Here is a 16453-nt window from a genome sequence, read left to right as displayed (position 1 = left end):
TGGTTGCCAGCCACTCCGGCGACTTTTAAATCGGCCCCAACGCCAGCTAACGAACAGTTTGAACCTGGTCGGTGGCTGCATTGGCTACGCGCCCCAACAGCTCGTTCATCCGAGTCTTACTTTGCATACCGGTTAAGCTCAAACGGCGCCACTGATCCTTTTCCTTGGAAAACATGACAATTTGGGGTAGCGTCTCGCCTTTCATAAGCTGCTGAGCCAGTTCCGGGCGCTGATCTTTGTCAATATAGGCCACGATGACATCTTTTAACTCCCCAGAGGCCTTCATCGGCTCGATCGTCTCTCGTTTCATTACTTCACAGGCTACGCACCATTTAGCGCCCACCAAGACTAACAAGGGTTTGTTTTCATTCTGAGCCTGCTGCAAAGCCTCTTCGTATGTGGCCGGCTTGCTGCTTGCGCCAGTGACCGCTAGGAGCAGTGACATTACTGCTAGAAACATGCTTACAATCCTTTTTTGCGAGAAAAGTGTGTCCGACACGCGCCCGAAGCTGAGTTCGGGAACTGATAATTCGATTTTCAGATAAGACCACCGAATTAAAAACGGTTGTGCTGGGGCACCGATCGCCTGCCAGCCGCTGACCGCCGTGTCAGTGTCAAACCAAAGCCCAACGCTTCTTGGATGAGTCGAGTTGTCGATCTGATGCGTAAAAAGCTTCCGACCGGGCTATGTTTGACGATTCGTTGTTGGCACGAAGTATACGGACGCGACCGGCCTTTTCAACCAGCCCCACCTCCCAAGAGATCGGAATTGCTAGCATTGCAGAACGATGCTGAATGCCTAATTTGCCGGGCGCGCTGGCTGCTTAAGTCCGGAATATGTCGAATTCCTAAGAGTTAACGGTCAAACTGGACTTTGCCCGCCGAGGCCTCTCTCCCCTTCTTGCAATAGCCTACAGACCACCCATAATTGCTGGATATCCGATCAATTTTTTCGCCCAAAAGGTCGATGCACTTCGGCGACGACTCCTCTGGCCCGTTCTGCTGACAGCGTGGGCGGTCGCCAAGTTGGCCAGTTTCACCTATCTACACAGCCGGCATTATTCGATCATGAAGTTGCGAGTCGGTTTGCTTGGTTTAAGCGTCGACTGGAACACACGGCATTTACCAGCCCTGCGCACGCTTCAGGACCGTTTCGAGGTCGTGGGCGTTTACAGTTCGGTAACAGCCTTCGCCGACACGGTGGCACGAGAGTTTGAAACCCGCCGCTTTGACGGGTATCGCGAGCTGGCGCGTCAGGAGAACGTGGACGCAGTGCTGTTACTTGAGAGCCAATGGTATGGCATTCTGCCCATTTTAGCAGCCTGTGATTTTGGCAAGGCTGTCTATTGCGGCAGCGATATCGACTTTGATCCGCAGCAGGCCACCGCCGTGCGTCAGGAAGTCGATCGCGCTGGAATCGCCTTTATGGCCGAATTCCCGCGCCGTTTTGCTCCAGCTTCCTTGCGTTTGAAGGAGCTGATCGCGACGCGCCTTGGACCACCTCAAATCCTTTTCTGTCACAAGCGACTGAACTGCGAACAAGACGGGACACGCGGCCGAACGCCACAAGCCCGCGCTGACCGTGAGCTGATGGAGCTGTTGGACTGGTGCGCGTTTATTGTGGGCCGCTCAGTCCGATCGGTGCAGTGCATTCAGCATGCTCGTTACGAACAGGAGCCATGTGGCGAACCAGTTGTCGACTACCGATCGCTGAGTGTCGATTTCTCGGAGCCAGATGCACCACTGGGAACCACCGTCGCCCAAATCAGTTGTGGTACCTACATCCCCAACTCTTGGCACGAGGCCATCGCCTATCGACCGCCGGCCGCTGTTCAAGTTCGCTGTGAAAACGGCCTGGCATTTGTCGATTTACCCAACGGCTTGGTGTGGTTCGACCAGGCAGGGCGTCACCAAGAATCGTTGGACTCCGAACGCGCAGTCGGCCAACAACTGTTGACTCAGTTTCACCGGGCTGTTACCAGCCTAGTGCGTAAAATGGGCGACCTGGACGATGTTTATCATTGCCTGCGGGCACTGCAAGCTGCCAGGCAAAGCGTCCAGGAGCGACGAGCCATCGACTTGTCTTAATCTGCAGAAAAGCTCACCGCCAAGGCACCGGAGGATTGCTGACTACCGGTGTCTCGGTCAGTTCGGCCTGCAGCATGTATTCGGGTACAGCAGCAGGCGTTCCGTCTGGGTTTACAGCCACATCAAATAGTCTCATGCTGCGCAAGACGCGGCATAGGTCGCCGGGTTTGAAGAACGACTCCTGGCCAAAAGTCTCATCCAAAATGGCAAACGTCAAATCCATGGTCGCCAGCGGTTGGCCGCCGACCTCGATCGAACCTTCCACGGCAGCACCATCGTTCTGCAGGCTCAGGATTCGAGCCGTGAAACGCAATTGATCGCCGGGCCGCGCAATACCAAAGAATTCGGCTTTGCTGACTTTAGCCAACACGACTCGCTGCGTGAAATCTTGCAGTTGCGAGATCAGCAGACCGCCCGTCTGTGCCATTCCTTCAATCATCAAGCTGTGAGGGAAATGCGGCAAGCCAGGCAGGTAGTCGTCTAGCGGCTCTTCGGAAAACGTGACGTTCTTAAGCGTTACGGCTTCGCGTCCGACATCGAACTTTTCAAATCGGTCGATCCAGAACCAACGCATATCTGCCTGCTCGGACGGTCAGTCGTCCCAATGTTCCCAAACTATGCTGCACCCAGCTTGCTTTGAACGTAACGACAGAGATCATTGACGGTCAGCAAATTCCCAAAATCCTGAACACGCGGGTTCTGCTCGAATTTACTTAGGTCGGCCCATGACAAGCGTTTTTTTAGCTCAGTCAAACCTTCGGACGTCACCTTGCCATTCTGAACAAACTTGGCGTCGGTCAAAATGTCATCCGGGAATAACTCTTCGCGCGGAATGACGATACCGAATGCCTTCTCCAACTTGAAGACGATATCCAAAAAGTCGATTGACTCGGCACCCAAATCGCCTACCATCGTGGCCTGGGGTGTCACTTCGTCGTCATCAACTCCCAAAGCATCGACCAGTGCCGCTTGTACCTTTTCGAAAACCTCGTCCGCACTTGCCATGATCTGCTATTCCTCTACTTAAAAACGTCGCCGAGCAACCTAGCTCAGCACTATTGTCCTACGCCACTTGAACTCAATTCAACATACCACGATACCACTCATTGCACCTGAGCCCGGCCACTCATACGTACCACGCATTAACACGGCCCCACCGAATCGGCCAGATTATAGCCTGGGTTCTTGGGCGACATAGGCGATTGTTGCAGTTGTTGGATGATTTGACGAATATACTGGCTGGAGTAACCGTCTGAAGGGCTGGGCGGATCTGCCCTCTGGCACTCCACCACCAGACGCCCCGCCACGCACACTGCACCACTAGGATTGGTACCGGAAACTTTGAGTGTCGTGCGGCTGCCTTCGCTCTTGATGATTTGTGCTTCGACTTTCAACGTATCGCCCGGCTGCAGGAATGCAGCAAACTTGATGTTTCGAGCCTCGCGGAGCACCACTAGTCCCGTGCGATAGTCTTCAGTCGCTCGGACCAAAAACTGAGCAGCCTGAAATAACGATTCCAACATCATCACACCAGGCTGAACCGGGAACCGTGGAAAGTGATCCCGCAGGTAATCCTCGTCTCCCGTTAGCCGCTTTTCGGCCATGATCCGTTCGCCAGGAATCAGGAGTGTAATTTTGTCGATCTGTCGAAAACGCATCGCAATCTGGAAGTCATTTCGGACTCCACCAAGAATGGTTTGACTAGCTGCTAACGCCTGGATGTAAACTGTGTCGACCGTCGCCCAAACGGCGGTGTTACTCATAGCTACCGTCGCCCGGCGGTGGAGCCACAGTCGATCATTCTGGACCTCGCTGGAGGCCGAACTGTTAAGATAGGGGATTTCCCAACCCTATTCAACGGCTATCATCCAGGGCTACTTCTCAGAGTGTCGCAAAGGCTCGAACCGATCTCAAGCCCAAAATTCGTTGTTTATTGCCATCAATCCGCCCCTTTTGGGGCGTATATCTTCAAATGTTATTGGAATTGGCAATGCCCATCGGCTAGAATCCCTGTGAGGAATGGCGTCGCGCGACGCCCCCAAGAGCTGGAAAGTAGCTGCCGAAAGTCCGTCACATGCGTCGTTGGGCCGTTGCCTGCCTGAAAGCGATTATTTCGCTCAGCCCGCTACTGGCGCTTCCGGCAACTCTGATGGATTCTGTATTGGCGCAGTCCGACGAGTCGCTCAAGAAAGAGTCTAGCTGGAATTGGCCGACAGCCGCCACCTACCAAGATCACTTGAGCAGTTTCCTGGATCAGCGCCAGGCTGGCGCGGAACTGCGAAGCCAAGTTCAGCGCCAATGGCTGCTAGGTGTCGCTCTTCGCGGGCCGGAATTGTTGGACCATCTTCTGGATACAGCCGGTCTGGTTGAACCCCGCTTAGTTGAACTCAACGCCAGCCTGCGTTCGCTTCAAGGACCGCCCTTTGCGGCTCAAGACTATCCGTGGCTTTCCAGCGACATTCCCGGTTGGCTTCAAGACGCGGTACGTCTAGCCTGCGGTCGATCGTTGGCGCAGCGCCGAATGTACGATGAAGCTCTGGAAATCCTGGGTGGCTTGGAGTTAGGTCAGATCTGCGATCCCGCGTCACTGCTGTTTTATCGCGCCACGGCCGAACACTGCCTACTGAAGAAAGCTGAGTGCCTCAATAGCCTCAAGCTGCTGTTGGAGCGGGAGAGCGAACTTCCCAAGCGCTACCGACAGTTAGCGCATTTGATGCGAGCCGACATCGATCCACTGGAACAAGATTCGCTTGACGAGATCGCTCGCATGATGACCGATGTTCATCGACGCTTGGATTTAGGTCGGGCTGGACAAGTCGTTCGCGATCAAGAAGCGGGCATCATCGACAAATTAGACAAACTGATTGAACAGGCTGAACAACAAGCACAGCAAATGCAGCAGCAGGCCGGTGGCGGCCAGGGTCAGGGACAAGGCCAGCGCCCACAGCAGTCGTCTGGGCAACCCATGAAAGACAGTCAGGTCGCCGGCGGTTCAGGTCCAGGTGATGTTGATCCGAAGGCCAACGAGGGCAACTCGAGCTGGGGCAATCTTCCGCCCGCCCAACGCCAGGAGGCGCTTCAGCGTCTGACTGAAGAGCTACCTTCCCACTATCGCGATGTGATTGAAGGTTATTTCCGGCAACTCGCCAAAGATCGCTCGTCGCGCTAGAGTGCGTTGCTGCCGCTTGTCCGCCCTGCACGCACACACGGTTACAAAACAACAAGGCTCAGGTACCACATACGGACCTGAGCCTTGAACTGGATTAACGACTAATTGCCGATCAGCTTCATCAACAACCAGCGAGGCTAGGGAGCATTGCGTTCTCGATCACGCGCTCCCTCTCCCGCTGTATACCCAACGCCAAATCTAATACCCTACGGCACCGTGATGTTGGTAAGTTGTGCTGATATATTGCTCCTCATCGTGGTGATATCCAGGAAAGCAACAGTGCCATTTTTGTCGATGTCGTAAATGTTTCCCGAATTCACGATCAGGCTTACGTTGTTTTTGATTTCCGTAATATCCCCGAACGAAACTGTGTAATAACCTGCTGACTCCCCAGTCGTTTCGCCTAGCAGGTGCCCGACGTAGTACACACAGTCTTGGCACAGACCCGTATTGGTATTGGCCTTGATCGTAATCCTCGCCCAACGGTTGGCGATTGCTCCGTTGGCCCACGTCAACAAGACGGTAGTTGGGGAACCGACGGTGACAGACACGGTTGGAGCAGGTCCGGAAGTCCAGCCCGAAGGCGGATTTGCGTTCTCGTTAAACGGACCCTGCGGGCTGAGCTGGACGGTGAAATCGGCCGCACTCAAGGCACCGGCATTGGCCACGTTCTGAATTCCGAACTGCACGCCGTTCAGGCCATACGCCGAGTTGGTCAAGTTGACCAAGGACATGACTTGAGGTCCCTCACCGGCACCTTCCTTGACCATGCTCTTGACGGTATCGACTGCATCGCCAACGATGCCTGTCCAACCGGCGTGGTACACCTGCGCCGCTACCACCTGTGCATTACATGAGCTAGCCGGAACAATCTCGCCATTGATGCGAAATCCACCGGTGTCCACGTTCGCCGGGGGATCGCCACTGGGCGCAAAGAAATTGGTGACGCGGTTGGTGCCACCAGACGACATCGGCGTTTCGTCCGCGGCTCGCTTGTCTTCGTCAACTCGCAATCGGAACTCAACCTGTCCAGTTAAACCGGTCAGGCCTGAAAGATCGATATCGCTGTTGACAAAATTAACTACAGGCGGATGGGTAATGGTGGCGATTGGCGAGGTAAAATTGTCATTGGAGCAGTAAAGCACTAGATACTTGGGCCCGCTGGCTGAAGAGCGAGTTCCGATTTGAAGGTTAGTCAAATTCGCCTCATAGCCTGAGTTGACTGAAAAGCCAAACGAGTAGTACTGTCCCACCGACCAATTGCTGGAGTTCATAGAGTTCACGCCGCTGGTCGTAAATTGCAGACCCGCAGATCGCGTCAAATCCAGCCCTGTAGCGTTAGAGTCTACGTATTCCGGCGAGTTAGACACCTGAGTACCGGGTTGACCGAAAAGATTGTACCTTACCAACTCTTGAGCCCATCCTTGCGTAATCACACTGACCGCCATCGTAGCGGTCAACAGCATGCATTTCAACTTGAGCATTTTATGATCTTCCTCGAAAAGAAAGCGAAATAACAAAAAAACAAGTTCATTGGCGGGCGCAAACGCGCCACACCACGACGGCAGCCTAAGTGGCAAGTTATTTCCGTCGGCTACGAATCATGCTGACTGCAGTCACAGCCAATCCCAACATGCTCAGCGTGCTGGGTTCTGGAATCTGTTCTGCCTGGATCAGTATATTGTCGACGCGATTTGTTCCGGCAGTGGCTGCTGTCACAGTCGATCGCATCCTCACATAGACCGTGGCTTCATTGTCGACGGCAGACGTCAGGCTGATTGGACCGAATGAGTAGTACGAATAGGCCGTGGTTCCATTCCAGACACCGGGTGCCGGTGGCGCAGTATTGGCCAGAACCGTGTAGGAATTGAGCGTGGTAAATGTCGTTCCGTTGGTACTGTACTGCAATTCGAAAGCCGCAGGCCCAGTACCGCTACGAGTCTGATCCCAGCTCACTACCGCATTTTGGTAACCAGTTAGATCCACCTGAAAACGATAGTAGTCTCCAATCGTTGTCCAAGTGTTCGAACTAAATGACCGGGCCGACCCATTGCCTACTGGAGTGCTGTAAACCGTTGAACCAGATGTGTGAAACCCAATCGCTGGAGCGACTCCAGCCTGCAAGCCTCCCTCAGCAACATGCGGTCCCGCAGTAGTCGGAGCCGATGTTTCAAAAGTCCAATTGGCAATGGTTACCAGCGCAGCGCTCGCTCGACCGCAGACGCCGAACCCAACCACCATTGTAAGGCAGAATAAACTTAATCTTCTCATACCAATTTTCTCCCCCTCAAGAAGTCAACGCCCAGCGGGCAAGCTCAGGTGAACAATCGAAACTAATCTGATTAGCTTCAGATTTACGATGGCAATGATCCTATCGGATGGCGTTGGCATTGCAAGCAATTCTGCCGACAACAGCCTGGAATTGACCAAACGCCCCCCCCCAACTGACGTGGCAGACGTCTCGCAAGGGTGCTTTTTGAGTCACAGCACGATGCTGCGGGCGAGCGATTGGCCCACCAACATACAGATTAATTTTGCAAGAATTCAAATGCCGCCGTAGCCAGTCACCATGCCTAAGTCGATTTGCGTTCGTAGGCGGACTCAGTAGAGACGTTTTGTGACTGGCTGCTCAAGCCGCAGCTGAGCTTCGCGGATTTCCTTCACCATGTCGGAGCGTCATGACCAGCAGCGGGAATCGGAAGCGGACTTTGCTTGTCAGCGCGGCGAAAGGGCTTGATCTAAGTCAGCCATCAAGTCGTCAGGATCCTCTAAGCCTATCGAGAGGCGTATGAGCCCATCGGTGATGCCGGCGCGCTGGCGAGCCGCAGAGTCATAGCTGGCGTGAGACATCGAGGCTGGCTGCTCGATCAGTGATTCAACTGCTCCGAGGCTGACGGCTAAATGAAAAAGCTGAGTGGCCTTGACGATCCGCTGCGTCTCTTCATACCCGGCATTGGCTTCAAAGGTAATCATGGCGCCACCGGCTCCATCCAGTAATGTACAGGCTCGCTGATAATCGGGATGCGATGACAGTCCCGGATATAGCACGCTGCGAACGCGGGGATGCGTTTGCAAGAACTGGGCAATCTTCAAGGCCGACCGCGATTGCTCGCGCACTCGCAACTCCAGCGTCTTGAGTCCGCGACTGAGCAGAAAGCTTTCCAGCGGTGCCAACACTGCGCCCGTCGCGTTTTGAATGAAATACAGCCGCTCGCCAAGTTCCTGATCGCGGACCATAAGCGCTCCGGCCAAACAATCGCTGTGCCCTCCCAGGTACTTAGTGGCCGAGTGCATCACGATGTCTACCCCCAGTTCCAATGGGCGCAGCAGCACTGGAGTTGCAAACGTATTGTCGACGGCCACCAACAGTCCACGACGATGGGCCAGCTCAGTCAGTAGTGGCAAGTCAGGAATCGTCAACCGTGGATTGCCGATACTCTCCAGCCACAGCATCCGGGTTTGAGGCCGAATGGCAGCTTCTAAGTTTTCTGGGGATTGCAAGTCGACTAACTGAACGGTGATTCCCGACGCGTTGCAAATGCGATGCAGCAGGCGGTAGCTGCCACCATAGATATCCTGTCCGGCCACCACATGATCGCCTGCCTTCAGCAGCATCATCGCGCAGTGAGTAGCCGCCATACCGGAAGAAAAGGCCAGAGCGCGACAGCCACCTTCGAGCGATGCGAGTGTTTGTTCGACGGCACTGCGCGTCGGATTGCCGGACCGCGAATAGTCGAACTTGCCCCACTGGCCAGCTCCCGGCTGAACAAAGGTCGTTGCTAGATGTATCGGCGGAATCACCGCGCCCGTACTAGGGTCTGGACGATTACCGTCGTGAATGGCTCGCGTGCGGAATTTCCATGGACCACCATTCATGACTGCAGCGCCTGTCGCAAGTCGTCGATTAAGTCACCGGCGTTTTCAATTCCGCAGGACAGTCGAATCATATTGTCGGGAATGCCGAATTTCTGCCGAGTCTCGGGAGTCTGCTGGTAGTAGCTCATCAATAAGGGCTGTTCGATCAACGATTCCACGCCGCCCAAGCTAGGGGCGATTCTTGGAATCTGCACGCGATCGACGACATTTGCCGTCTGCCGCCAATCAGCGTCTTTGACTAAAAACGTAATCAAGCCTCCAAACCCGTGCATGGTTCGCGCGGCCACAGCGTGCGAGGGATGTGAGGGCAAGCCAGGATAGTAAACTCGCTCGACTCGCGGGTGCGCTGCCAAGAACTCGGCCACCGCTTGACCGTTTTCGTTGTGACGCTGCATGCGCAATTCAAACGTCTTCAGGCCACGCTGTAGCAAATACAGGTTGTGCGGGGAACAAACACCGCCCATCACACCACGCAGCTCGCGTACGTTAGCCAATTTCTCCACTGAACCGATCAAAGCACCTGCCAACAAATCGTTGTGCCCGCCCAAATACTTGGTGGCGGAATGCAATACATAGTCAACACCAAACTCCAATGGTCGCTGGTTGTAGGGCGTGGCCAGGGTAGCATCGATCAGCGTTTCGACTTGATGTGCCTTACCCAGTTCGACAAATCTCTCCAAGTCGATGCAGGTCAAATGTGGATTGGTTGGTGATTCGCTGACCAGCAGCCGAGTGCGCGGCGAGATTGCCGCTTGCATGGCAGCAAAATCGCCAGTGGGAACTTGATGCGTTACCACGCCAAATCGGGCCAGATGCTTATAACAGAACTCGCGGCTGCGATGATAACATTGATCGAAGAACACGATCTCGTCACCCGCGCTCAGCTTGGCCATCAACAGACCGACCAGAGCCGACATGCCACTGGAGTAGACAATCGCCGTTTCACCACCTTCCAGTGCCGCCAACTTCCGCTCGACCACCTTTTCGTTGGGGTTACCGTAGCGACCATACTCTTCGCGCGGCTGCTGTTGCTCGATGAAGTCGATGATGTCTTGAGAATTGTCGAACACATAGGTCGATGCGGTCACGATCGAATCGGTGATCGCGTCGCAAGCCTTGCGCCGTTGTTCACCAGCATGCACGCACAGCGTTGATATTCCTTGGCCCGTGCAAACATTACTGACCGGCGTTTGCGGAGCCGAAGTTGCCGCTGAGGTCTGCGGGACGTTGTCGGAAGGCTGAAGTCTCTCGGACAGCGATTGGTGATCGGTTGGTTTCATAGTGGTGCGCATACTCATTGGTTCAATCAGCCCTCGGAAACATCCCCTGTCCGGATTGCGCACAAAAAAAGCCGCAACCCACTAACTGGATCGCGGCTGATGCGAGCTGATTGAAAACCGAGTCGTCAGGCTGACGGGCACCGCCAATCGACTCAAGTTGGCTCTTTAGCAGTGTTGGCTGCAAGCGGCCGCAAATCCCAGGTTGTGGAGAAAGTCTACTCGCGTACGTAGTGGTTGGCAAGCCATTTTTCTGGTAGCAAAAGGGATTCTACAATTGGGAACTGGAAATCCACGGCCTGGGCGGCGGTAGCTGCGGACGGGCCAAGGAAGCTATCATCGCCACAAGGTGGAGCAGTTCTGGCGATGCAAAAATCCACGATGTAGGCGACCGTGGCAACGAAGAAATCACCGCTCGGATTCTAACCGTTGGAAATAGGCGTCCAGTCCGGCCCGGAATTCCTCGGGGAACTGACGCTGGCCGCCGCTGCCAACCGCTTGGTCGACGTCGCGCCTCTCGCGACGCTCATTCAGGTTCATTCCCGCACCGACCAAAGCTAGTGCGGATTGATCTGTGGTCCCCGTGCCGCCTCCACCTGGACTGGAGCCTCCACCGCCACCTCCGCCCTGAGGATTGATCCGCTGAGAACGCAGCATCAATTCGATCACTTCCGTCTGCGCGGCAATCGTCTGCGGTCCGGTCTGAGCTAACATCAACAACTGTCGAGCCTCTTCCATGACAGGACTGATGGTTGCCAGCAGTTGCATATCACCCGCAAAACTCTGTTCGGCACCGGGCAGCGCTGCGATCTCTTGCAATACATTGTCGGTCGTCGAACGTAGTTCAAGTTGCACGGCAGCCAATCGCTGCGTCTCTTGCTGGTGCTGGACCGGTTCCACAACCGGCATAGCCTGCTGGGCAACGCGCGTGTCTTCGCGCAAGTTGACCTCACCCTCCAGGATGCGCAATAGCTTGAGCACAATAGCTGGTGGCAACGACTGGCTAGTTCCACTCGGCTTGCTTTCCTCGTCGCCAGAAGCCGTCTCCACCAAGTCCTCGGCCCAGCGATCCAGCGTATCGGCCCAATATTCAGCCTGAGCGATCGACAGTCCATGTTCGACCAACAGATCGTTGCCAAGCTTTTGTAATGCCACCAGAACCTCCGATGACTTCATCTCTTCCAAGACTGTCTTAAACTCCCCAGATCGCCGACGATCGAAGTATGCCTGCATGTCATCCATAATGAATGACAACTCTTGGCTACTGCTTTGCTCAGACTCGGCTAACGATTTAAGCATCTCAAGCTGCGACTCTGCTAACGGTGACGTGCTTCCAAAGACGTTCTGCATTTGACCGGCCAGGCGTTGTGCCACCAGCAGTTGCTCACGCGATGCCGCTTTGAGGCGTTTGACTAAAGTCGAGCCCTCTAAGTTGGCCATCAGACCGCCCAATTGGTCCGAAATCTTTTCGAATTCGGCCAGCAATTGCAATTGCTCGTCCAGCGCCTTGTCCAACGCAGGCGGTGGCTCCTGCGGCGCCCCCTCTTTTTCGGCGGGCGGCGGACCGGTTGGGCCAATCAGCGCAGTTTGTGGCAAGCCGAATCGCCCGGCTGATGAAGATTCTGTATCTGATTTTTCACTCGGATTCTCCGATTCGGGCATTGTCCCCTGCTGGCTCGATTCAACATCCACTATGCTGGGCAGGGGAAGTTGCGGCGGCTGTTCCTGTTGAGCCTGCTCGTTGCTCTGTTGGTCGTCTGAAGATTGGCCGCCGAGGGCCGCTGCGCGAACGGCTCCAATCTGCGAGCCTTCTAAAGCTGGTGTTTCGGACTGCTGACCGGCGCCGGACCTTGCTTGATCGGCGGTTATTTGGTTTGCCGCTTGTTGCAGTAGTTCCGTCACGGCGGGCATTCGCGAGCTGGCAATGTCGCCTAGCAACTTCAGCGTCTCGGCCCAGCGACTGAGATCGGCCGGACTAATATCGGGGTTGCGAGCAGCCTGGGCCAAAAGCTGCGAGCCGGTTTGATTAAGCCCACTCAGGCGACGGCCATTGGCTTGTTCCAGCGCGGCCTGGCGCCGCAAGTCCTCCAGGAACTGCTGGGAATCTTGCTCCGTCGCAGCACGCTGGCGAAGTCGCTGGTTGGCTTGATGCAATTGCAATTCGGCATCGCGGACGTCCAACGCCGAGCGATGCCATTTGCTCATCTGACTGTTGATCCAAATTGCATGCTGATCCGCCGTCAGAATAAACAGCGTACAGGAAGACGACTGGGCGGGCGGGCGTCCGGGAAGATAGTCTTCGGCCCACACGACCAACTCGATCGGCTGCGGCGCGATGCCAAGGGCCTGGGCACAGAATGTGCCAGTGACCTGCAACGCATTCTCCTGCGGCCCGCCAGCAGCAATTATCCTATTACCACCAACAGTTTCGCTGGCCGATGCCTGCTGAAACCCGCGCCAACTCAATCCAATGCGACGAATTCCGAAATCGTCAGCCGCCAAAACTTGGAAGTTAATTTGCTCCGTCTCCAACACCACCATCTGCCGTGATAAGTCCTGTACTGTGATTGCAGGTGGCTCATCGATTAGCGGTTTCACCTGAACCTGCAACGGCTCGCGACCGGTCAACCCATCGCGATCCAACCAGGACAGCGTGACCGTCAACTCTTCTTCGACTACTTCACGCGGTGGGGCAATCAAGCGGTCTCCCTGAACATCGATCGGCAAACCGTCGAATTGGGCCGATTGCAGCTCCGCCGTTGCCGTCCCGGTTAATTGATACTGGCTGCCCACCACGGCCGACACTACCCCCGAACGCACATCGAATTCTTGCAATTCATCGCGCTGTAGGTAGTCAGGCAAGCGAACCGAGGCGATCAGTGACGACAACTCGGGGCGCAACTTGGGACGCAGTTTCATGTCGTGGTAATCGTCACCTGCAGATACTCGCACCACAACATAGTTTGTTTGAGCAGCTAGCTGAAAGTCGTAACTGGCTGCTTCCAGCGGAGCCACTATGGGTGGCAAGTTACCGATGCGCACCTGCGCCACCTGAGGAACTCGAGCCGATCGCTCACTCAGTTTTACCTTCAGCGAAATCGGTTCCCCATGTGCAACAATCAAACTTTCGGGCAGCGGCTGTAATGACGTAAAGGTGTAGCGCGCCGTGTTTCGCCAGGGCTGCAAGAGTCGTTGCCAAGCGTTGCTCGCCGCCAGTGGATAATACAGCAGCAACCCGATGGCACATGCCAGCGCGACCGTTGCCGCCACGATCAGCGGACGCAGTTGATGCTGGGGTGCCGCACTGCGCAAGTCTCTACCGGCCGCGCGCTCGGCCACCTGCTCGATGGCGGCTTGGCACAGCGCTGGAGAGCGCTGCAGCTCGCGATGGCTGGCAGACAACTCGATGACGCTCAACAACTCATCACCCACGCCAGCGTCGCGGCGGCGGAGCAGTCGGGCAAGTTGCTCCCATCGACGTTGCCGCCAAACCCAGCGCTGGGCAGCGTAGGGCACGAGCAACCAGACCAATACCGCCACGACAAACACAGTCCATCGCAGCCACAGCGGCGTATCGTATTGTCGATCGACAAAATACACCGTCAGATAGGCCAGTAACAGGGCGACGAGCGCAGCGGCAAACGCCTCGGCCAGTTTGGTCGACCAAACGTACGCGCGAAACTCTAGCATTTGCCGGCGCAACGAGGCTGGCAATTGCAACTGGCTGTCGGGCCGCTGCGGTCGGTTCATGCTTTCAGCGCTAGACATTGGAACGGTGACCTTGCTGTTTCAAGCTATCGTAGAGCCGGTTCAAATCACACCCACCACTTTACGTCCAATCCACAAGGCGGCAAGCATCGTCACCAGCAGCGCTGCAGCCCACGGATGGCTCCACAGCGCCACGCGGCGTACCGCCGGTGGGGAATCGGCAATTGACTCGATGGCCTGCAACAACTCGGCCAGCCGCCCATCCTGAATCATTTTACCTCGACTGATTCGAGCCAGTTCTTCCATTACGTCCAGCCGGACTGGACGACCGATTTGCTCCAAACTGCGGCCTTGTACGAAGATTTGTGCTTTTAATTCTGCATCATTCTCCTGACAACTCAGTACAACCTGGTGTGTCCCCGGCTCGGACGGGGTGAACTGGCCAGCAAAGGCTCCCCACTGATCGCCGCTGCTGGAAAACTGGACTACTTTAGTGTGCCCCGAGGGCGCTACGATGCGTGCCGACGCAGTGCCTTGGCTGAGCGGTTCGCCGCCGGTGCTCGTGATGTTGGCGCTCAGAGCCACCGTCTGGCGGACTTGTGGTTGTTCAGGCGAGTAATACAAACGCATCAGTTCGCCCTTGGCCATATTCCGTTGGTAGGCCATCCAGCGAACTACTTGTCCCCAAAAGCGATAGTGGTAACGGTCTTCCACGCCACGACGCCAACGCCAGGCCCCGTCTGTTCCCATGAATAGAATCTTTCCCGCGCCGAACGTGCGTGTTACCAGCAGCGGAATACGACCAAACTGATTGGACGCCTCACGGTGCAAAGCCAACACATCAGTCCCAGCCTTGGCGCGTATCACGGAGGCGTACCACTGAAACCCAGGCAGCGCATCCCAGACTTGCAGATTGTCGTCGGCCGTGTCGGCCAACTTGGTGAGCAAGCTGTTGCGTCCTAGTTCCGTCAGCGCGTATTGACTGGCCTCTCTTGAACCCCAACCCATTGGCTGGGATGTATCCAGCACCACCGGCAACAGCGGTTCCAAGGCGGAGTCCACCAAACTGAGCTGATAGCCTTTGATGCCCGGCATAAACACCAAGCCGCTGGCCTGTTGTTCCACTAATCCTTTGAGCAGCTCTGCCTGCTGGCTCGTCAACTGTCCTTCCTGAACGCCGACATCACCCAAAAACACGACGTCATATTGCGCGAGTTGCTCGAGCGATTCGGGGAAGCTGGAAATGTAGTCCTGATTACCACCACCCACTTTGCCTAGCCCTGGGTGGAACAGAAGGCAGTGAACATCCACACCGGGATCACGCGATAGTGCGTTGCGCAGAAAGCGGTACTCCCAGCGCGGCACCGATTCGATGACCAGCACCTTGAGCTTCTCTTCGCGAATGGCCATCGGAGCTTCACGCCAGTTATTTTCTGACAAAATTTCGTCGGGATGCTCAGGAATTGTCAGGCGCAGCGTGTAATCACCGATCGTTTCAGGCTTCCAAAGAATTTGTTCCGACGTGCGTCCCATGGCTTTGATGTGTACCTGCTGATGGATCGTCGCGCCATCGGAAACCTTCAGCTCGACCTGCACCACATGATCTCGCGGCAGGGAGCTTTCGATAGTGATTGGCACCCGCACGTTCTTGCCGACAACGCCAAAGGTAGGGACGTCGAAGCCGACCAAGTCGATATCCGGCAATCGCGAGGGACTGCCCAACGGTACGCTGAAAATGGGAATTTGTGCGGCCCGCAATGGGGTGGCTGCCTCGACAGGCGGTGGACCATCGTTCCAATCTCCATCGCTAATCAGCACAATCGCTTTCAATGATGGATGATCGGATTGCGCTTGGCTGAGAGCCTGGTGAATGTTGGTTAAACCACGCTCTTGGTCGCTTGCAAATGGAGAAACGATGACATTAAATCGCTGGCTGACAGTTTCCCAGCCCTTATCGTCCAGCAGCGGTTGTGCCGCACTCTGGCGATCTTGTATCAGGGACTCGGATGAACCCGGCATGCGCACATCGCGCGTCTGCATGCTCCGCGATTGGTCGACCAGAACTGCTATGCAGGGAAGTTCCGTAGGCGCAAACGTCTGGACTGTCTCTGGCTGATTAAGCAACACCAAGATCAGCCCGACGATGCCGACTCGCAGCAGCTCCAATCCGGCAATTGCCGGCCGCCGACCGCTGCGCAACCAGGCAAACCAGCTCAATCCACACACTGCCGCGAGCGCCATGACCGTGACGGTCAGCGACAGCGGAGTGAACTGAAAGCTAAGACTGGTTGATGACATGAACATATTCCGAATGCGATTCAGGAATCGGCGGTGA

12 protein-coding genes are annotated in these 16453 nt (G+C 55.7%); 2 read left to right on the top strand and 10 right to left on the bottom strand.

Going from position 1 to position 16453, the window contains the following annotated elements; translation table 11 throughout:
• Positions 1-46: 46 nt before the first annotated feature.
• Positions 47-445: a thioredoxin family protein gene (locus KF752_05940; GenBank protein ID MBX3421081.1), complete on the bottom strand. Its 399-nt coding sequence runs from the start codon at positions 443-445 to the stop codon at positions 47-49.
• Between the two features lie 623 nt (positions 446-1068).
• Here KF752_05940 and KF752_05935 point away from each other — a divergent pair.
• A complete protein-coding gene (locus tag KF752_05935; protein MBX3421080.1) occupies positions 1069-2088 on the top strand; it encodes a Gfo/Idh/MocA family oxidoreductase in 1020 nt (339 codons plus the stop codon).
• A gap of 13 nt (positions 2089-2101) precedes the next feature.
• Here the strand turns inward: KF752_05935 and KF752_05930 are convergent, their stop codons facing one another.
• The 3 genes from KF752_05930 to KF752_05920 form a co-directional block, all read right to left on the bottom strand.
• The gene (locus tag KF752_05930) at positions 2102-2662 is read right to left on the bottom strand and encodes a beta-hydroxyacyl-ACP dehydratase (GenBank protein ID MBX3421079.1); all 561 of its coding nucleotides are present in this window, start codon (positions 2660-2662) and stop codon (positions 2102-2104) included.
• Between the two features lie 41 nt (positions 2663-2703).
• On the bottom strand, positions 2704-3093 hold the full coding sequence (locus KF752_05925) for an acyl carrier protein (GenBank protein ID MBX3421078.1): 390 nt from the start codon (positions 3091-3093) through the stop codon (positions 2704-2706).
• A 137-nt stretch (positions 3094-3230) separates the two neighbouring features.
• Entirely contained in the window at positions 3231-3851 is a 621-nt protein-coding gene (locus KF752_05920; protein MBX3421077.1) for a beta-hydroxyacyl-ACP dehydratase, read from the bottom strand.
• 311 nt (positions 3852-4162) lie between these two features.
• On the opposite strand from KF752_05920, the gene KF752_05915 reads away from it, so the two are divergent.
• Positions 4163-5257 (top strand): hypothetical protein, encoded by a 1095-nt coding sequence (locus KF752_05915; GenBank protein ID MBX3421076.1) that lies wholly within the window; start codon positions 4163-4165, stop codon positions 5255-5257.
• Positions 5258-5463: 206 nt separating this feature from the next.
• Here KF752_05915 and KF752_05910 read toward each other — a convergent pair whose 3' ends face one another.
• The 6 genes from KF752_05910 to KF752_05885 all read right to left on the bottom strand — a co-directional run bounded on the left by KF752_05910 (position 5464) and on the right by KF752_05885 (position 16416).
• Positions 5464-6741, bottom strand: a complete 1278-nt coding sequence (locus KF752_05910) for a hypothetical protein (GenBank protein ID MBX3421075.1) — start codon at positions 6739-6741, stop codon at positions 5464-5466.
• A gap of 97 nt (positions 6742-6838) precedes the next feature.
• Positions 6839-7528, bottom strand: coding sequence for a PEP-CTERM sorting domain-containing protein (locus KF752_05905; protein ID MBX3421074.1), 690 nt, complete (start codon positions 7526-7528; stop codon positions 6839-6841).
• A gap of 444 nt (positions 7529-7972) precedes the next feature.
• Positions 7973-9133: a PLP-dependent transferase gene (locus KF752_05900; protein MBX3421073.1), complete on the bottom strand. Its 1161-nt coding sequence runs from the start codon at positions 9131-9133 to the stop codon at positions 7973-7975.
• Positions 9130-10413 (bottom strand): aminotransferase class I/II-fold pyridoxal phosphate-dependent enzyme, encoded by a 1284-nt coding sequence (locus KF752_05895; protein MBX3421072.1) that lies wholly within the window; start codon positions 10411-10413, stop codon positions 9130-9132. The genes KF752_05900 and KF752_05895 overlap by 4 nt, the downstream gene beginning before the upstream one ends.
• Positions 10414-10818: 405 nt before the next feature.
• The gene (locus tag KF752_05890; GenBank protein MBX3421071.1) at positions 10819-14178 is read right to left on the bottom strand and encodes a hypothetical protein; all 3360 of its coding nucleotides are present in this window, start codon (positions 14176-14178) and stop codon (positions 10819-10821) included.
• 42 nt (positions 14179-14220) lie between these two features.
• Complete coding sequence (locus tag KF752_05885; protein MBX3421070.1) at positions 14221-16416, bottom strand: VWA domain-containing protein; 2196 nt, start codon at positions 16414-16416, stop codon at positions 14221-14223.
• Between the last annotated feature and the right edge of the window lie 37 nt (positions 16417-16453).

It is taken from the genome of Pirellulaceae bacterium (assembly GCA_019636385.1).
Classification (GTDB): domain Bacteria; phylum Planctomycetota; class Planctomycetia; order Pirellulales; family Pirellulaceae; genus Aureliella.
The sequence above is the reverse complement of the archived record's forward strand: the minus strand, read 5'-3'. Positions and strand labels throughout refer to the sequence as shown.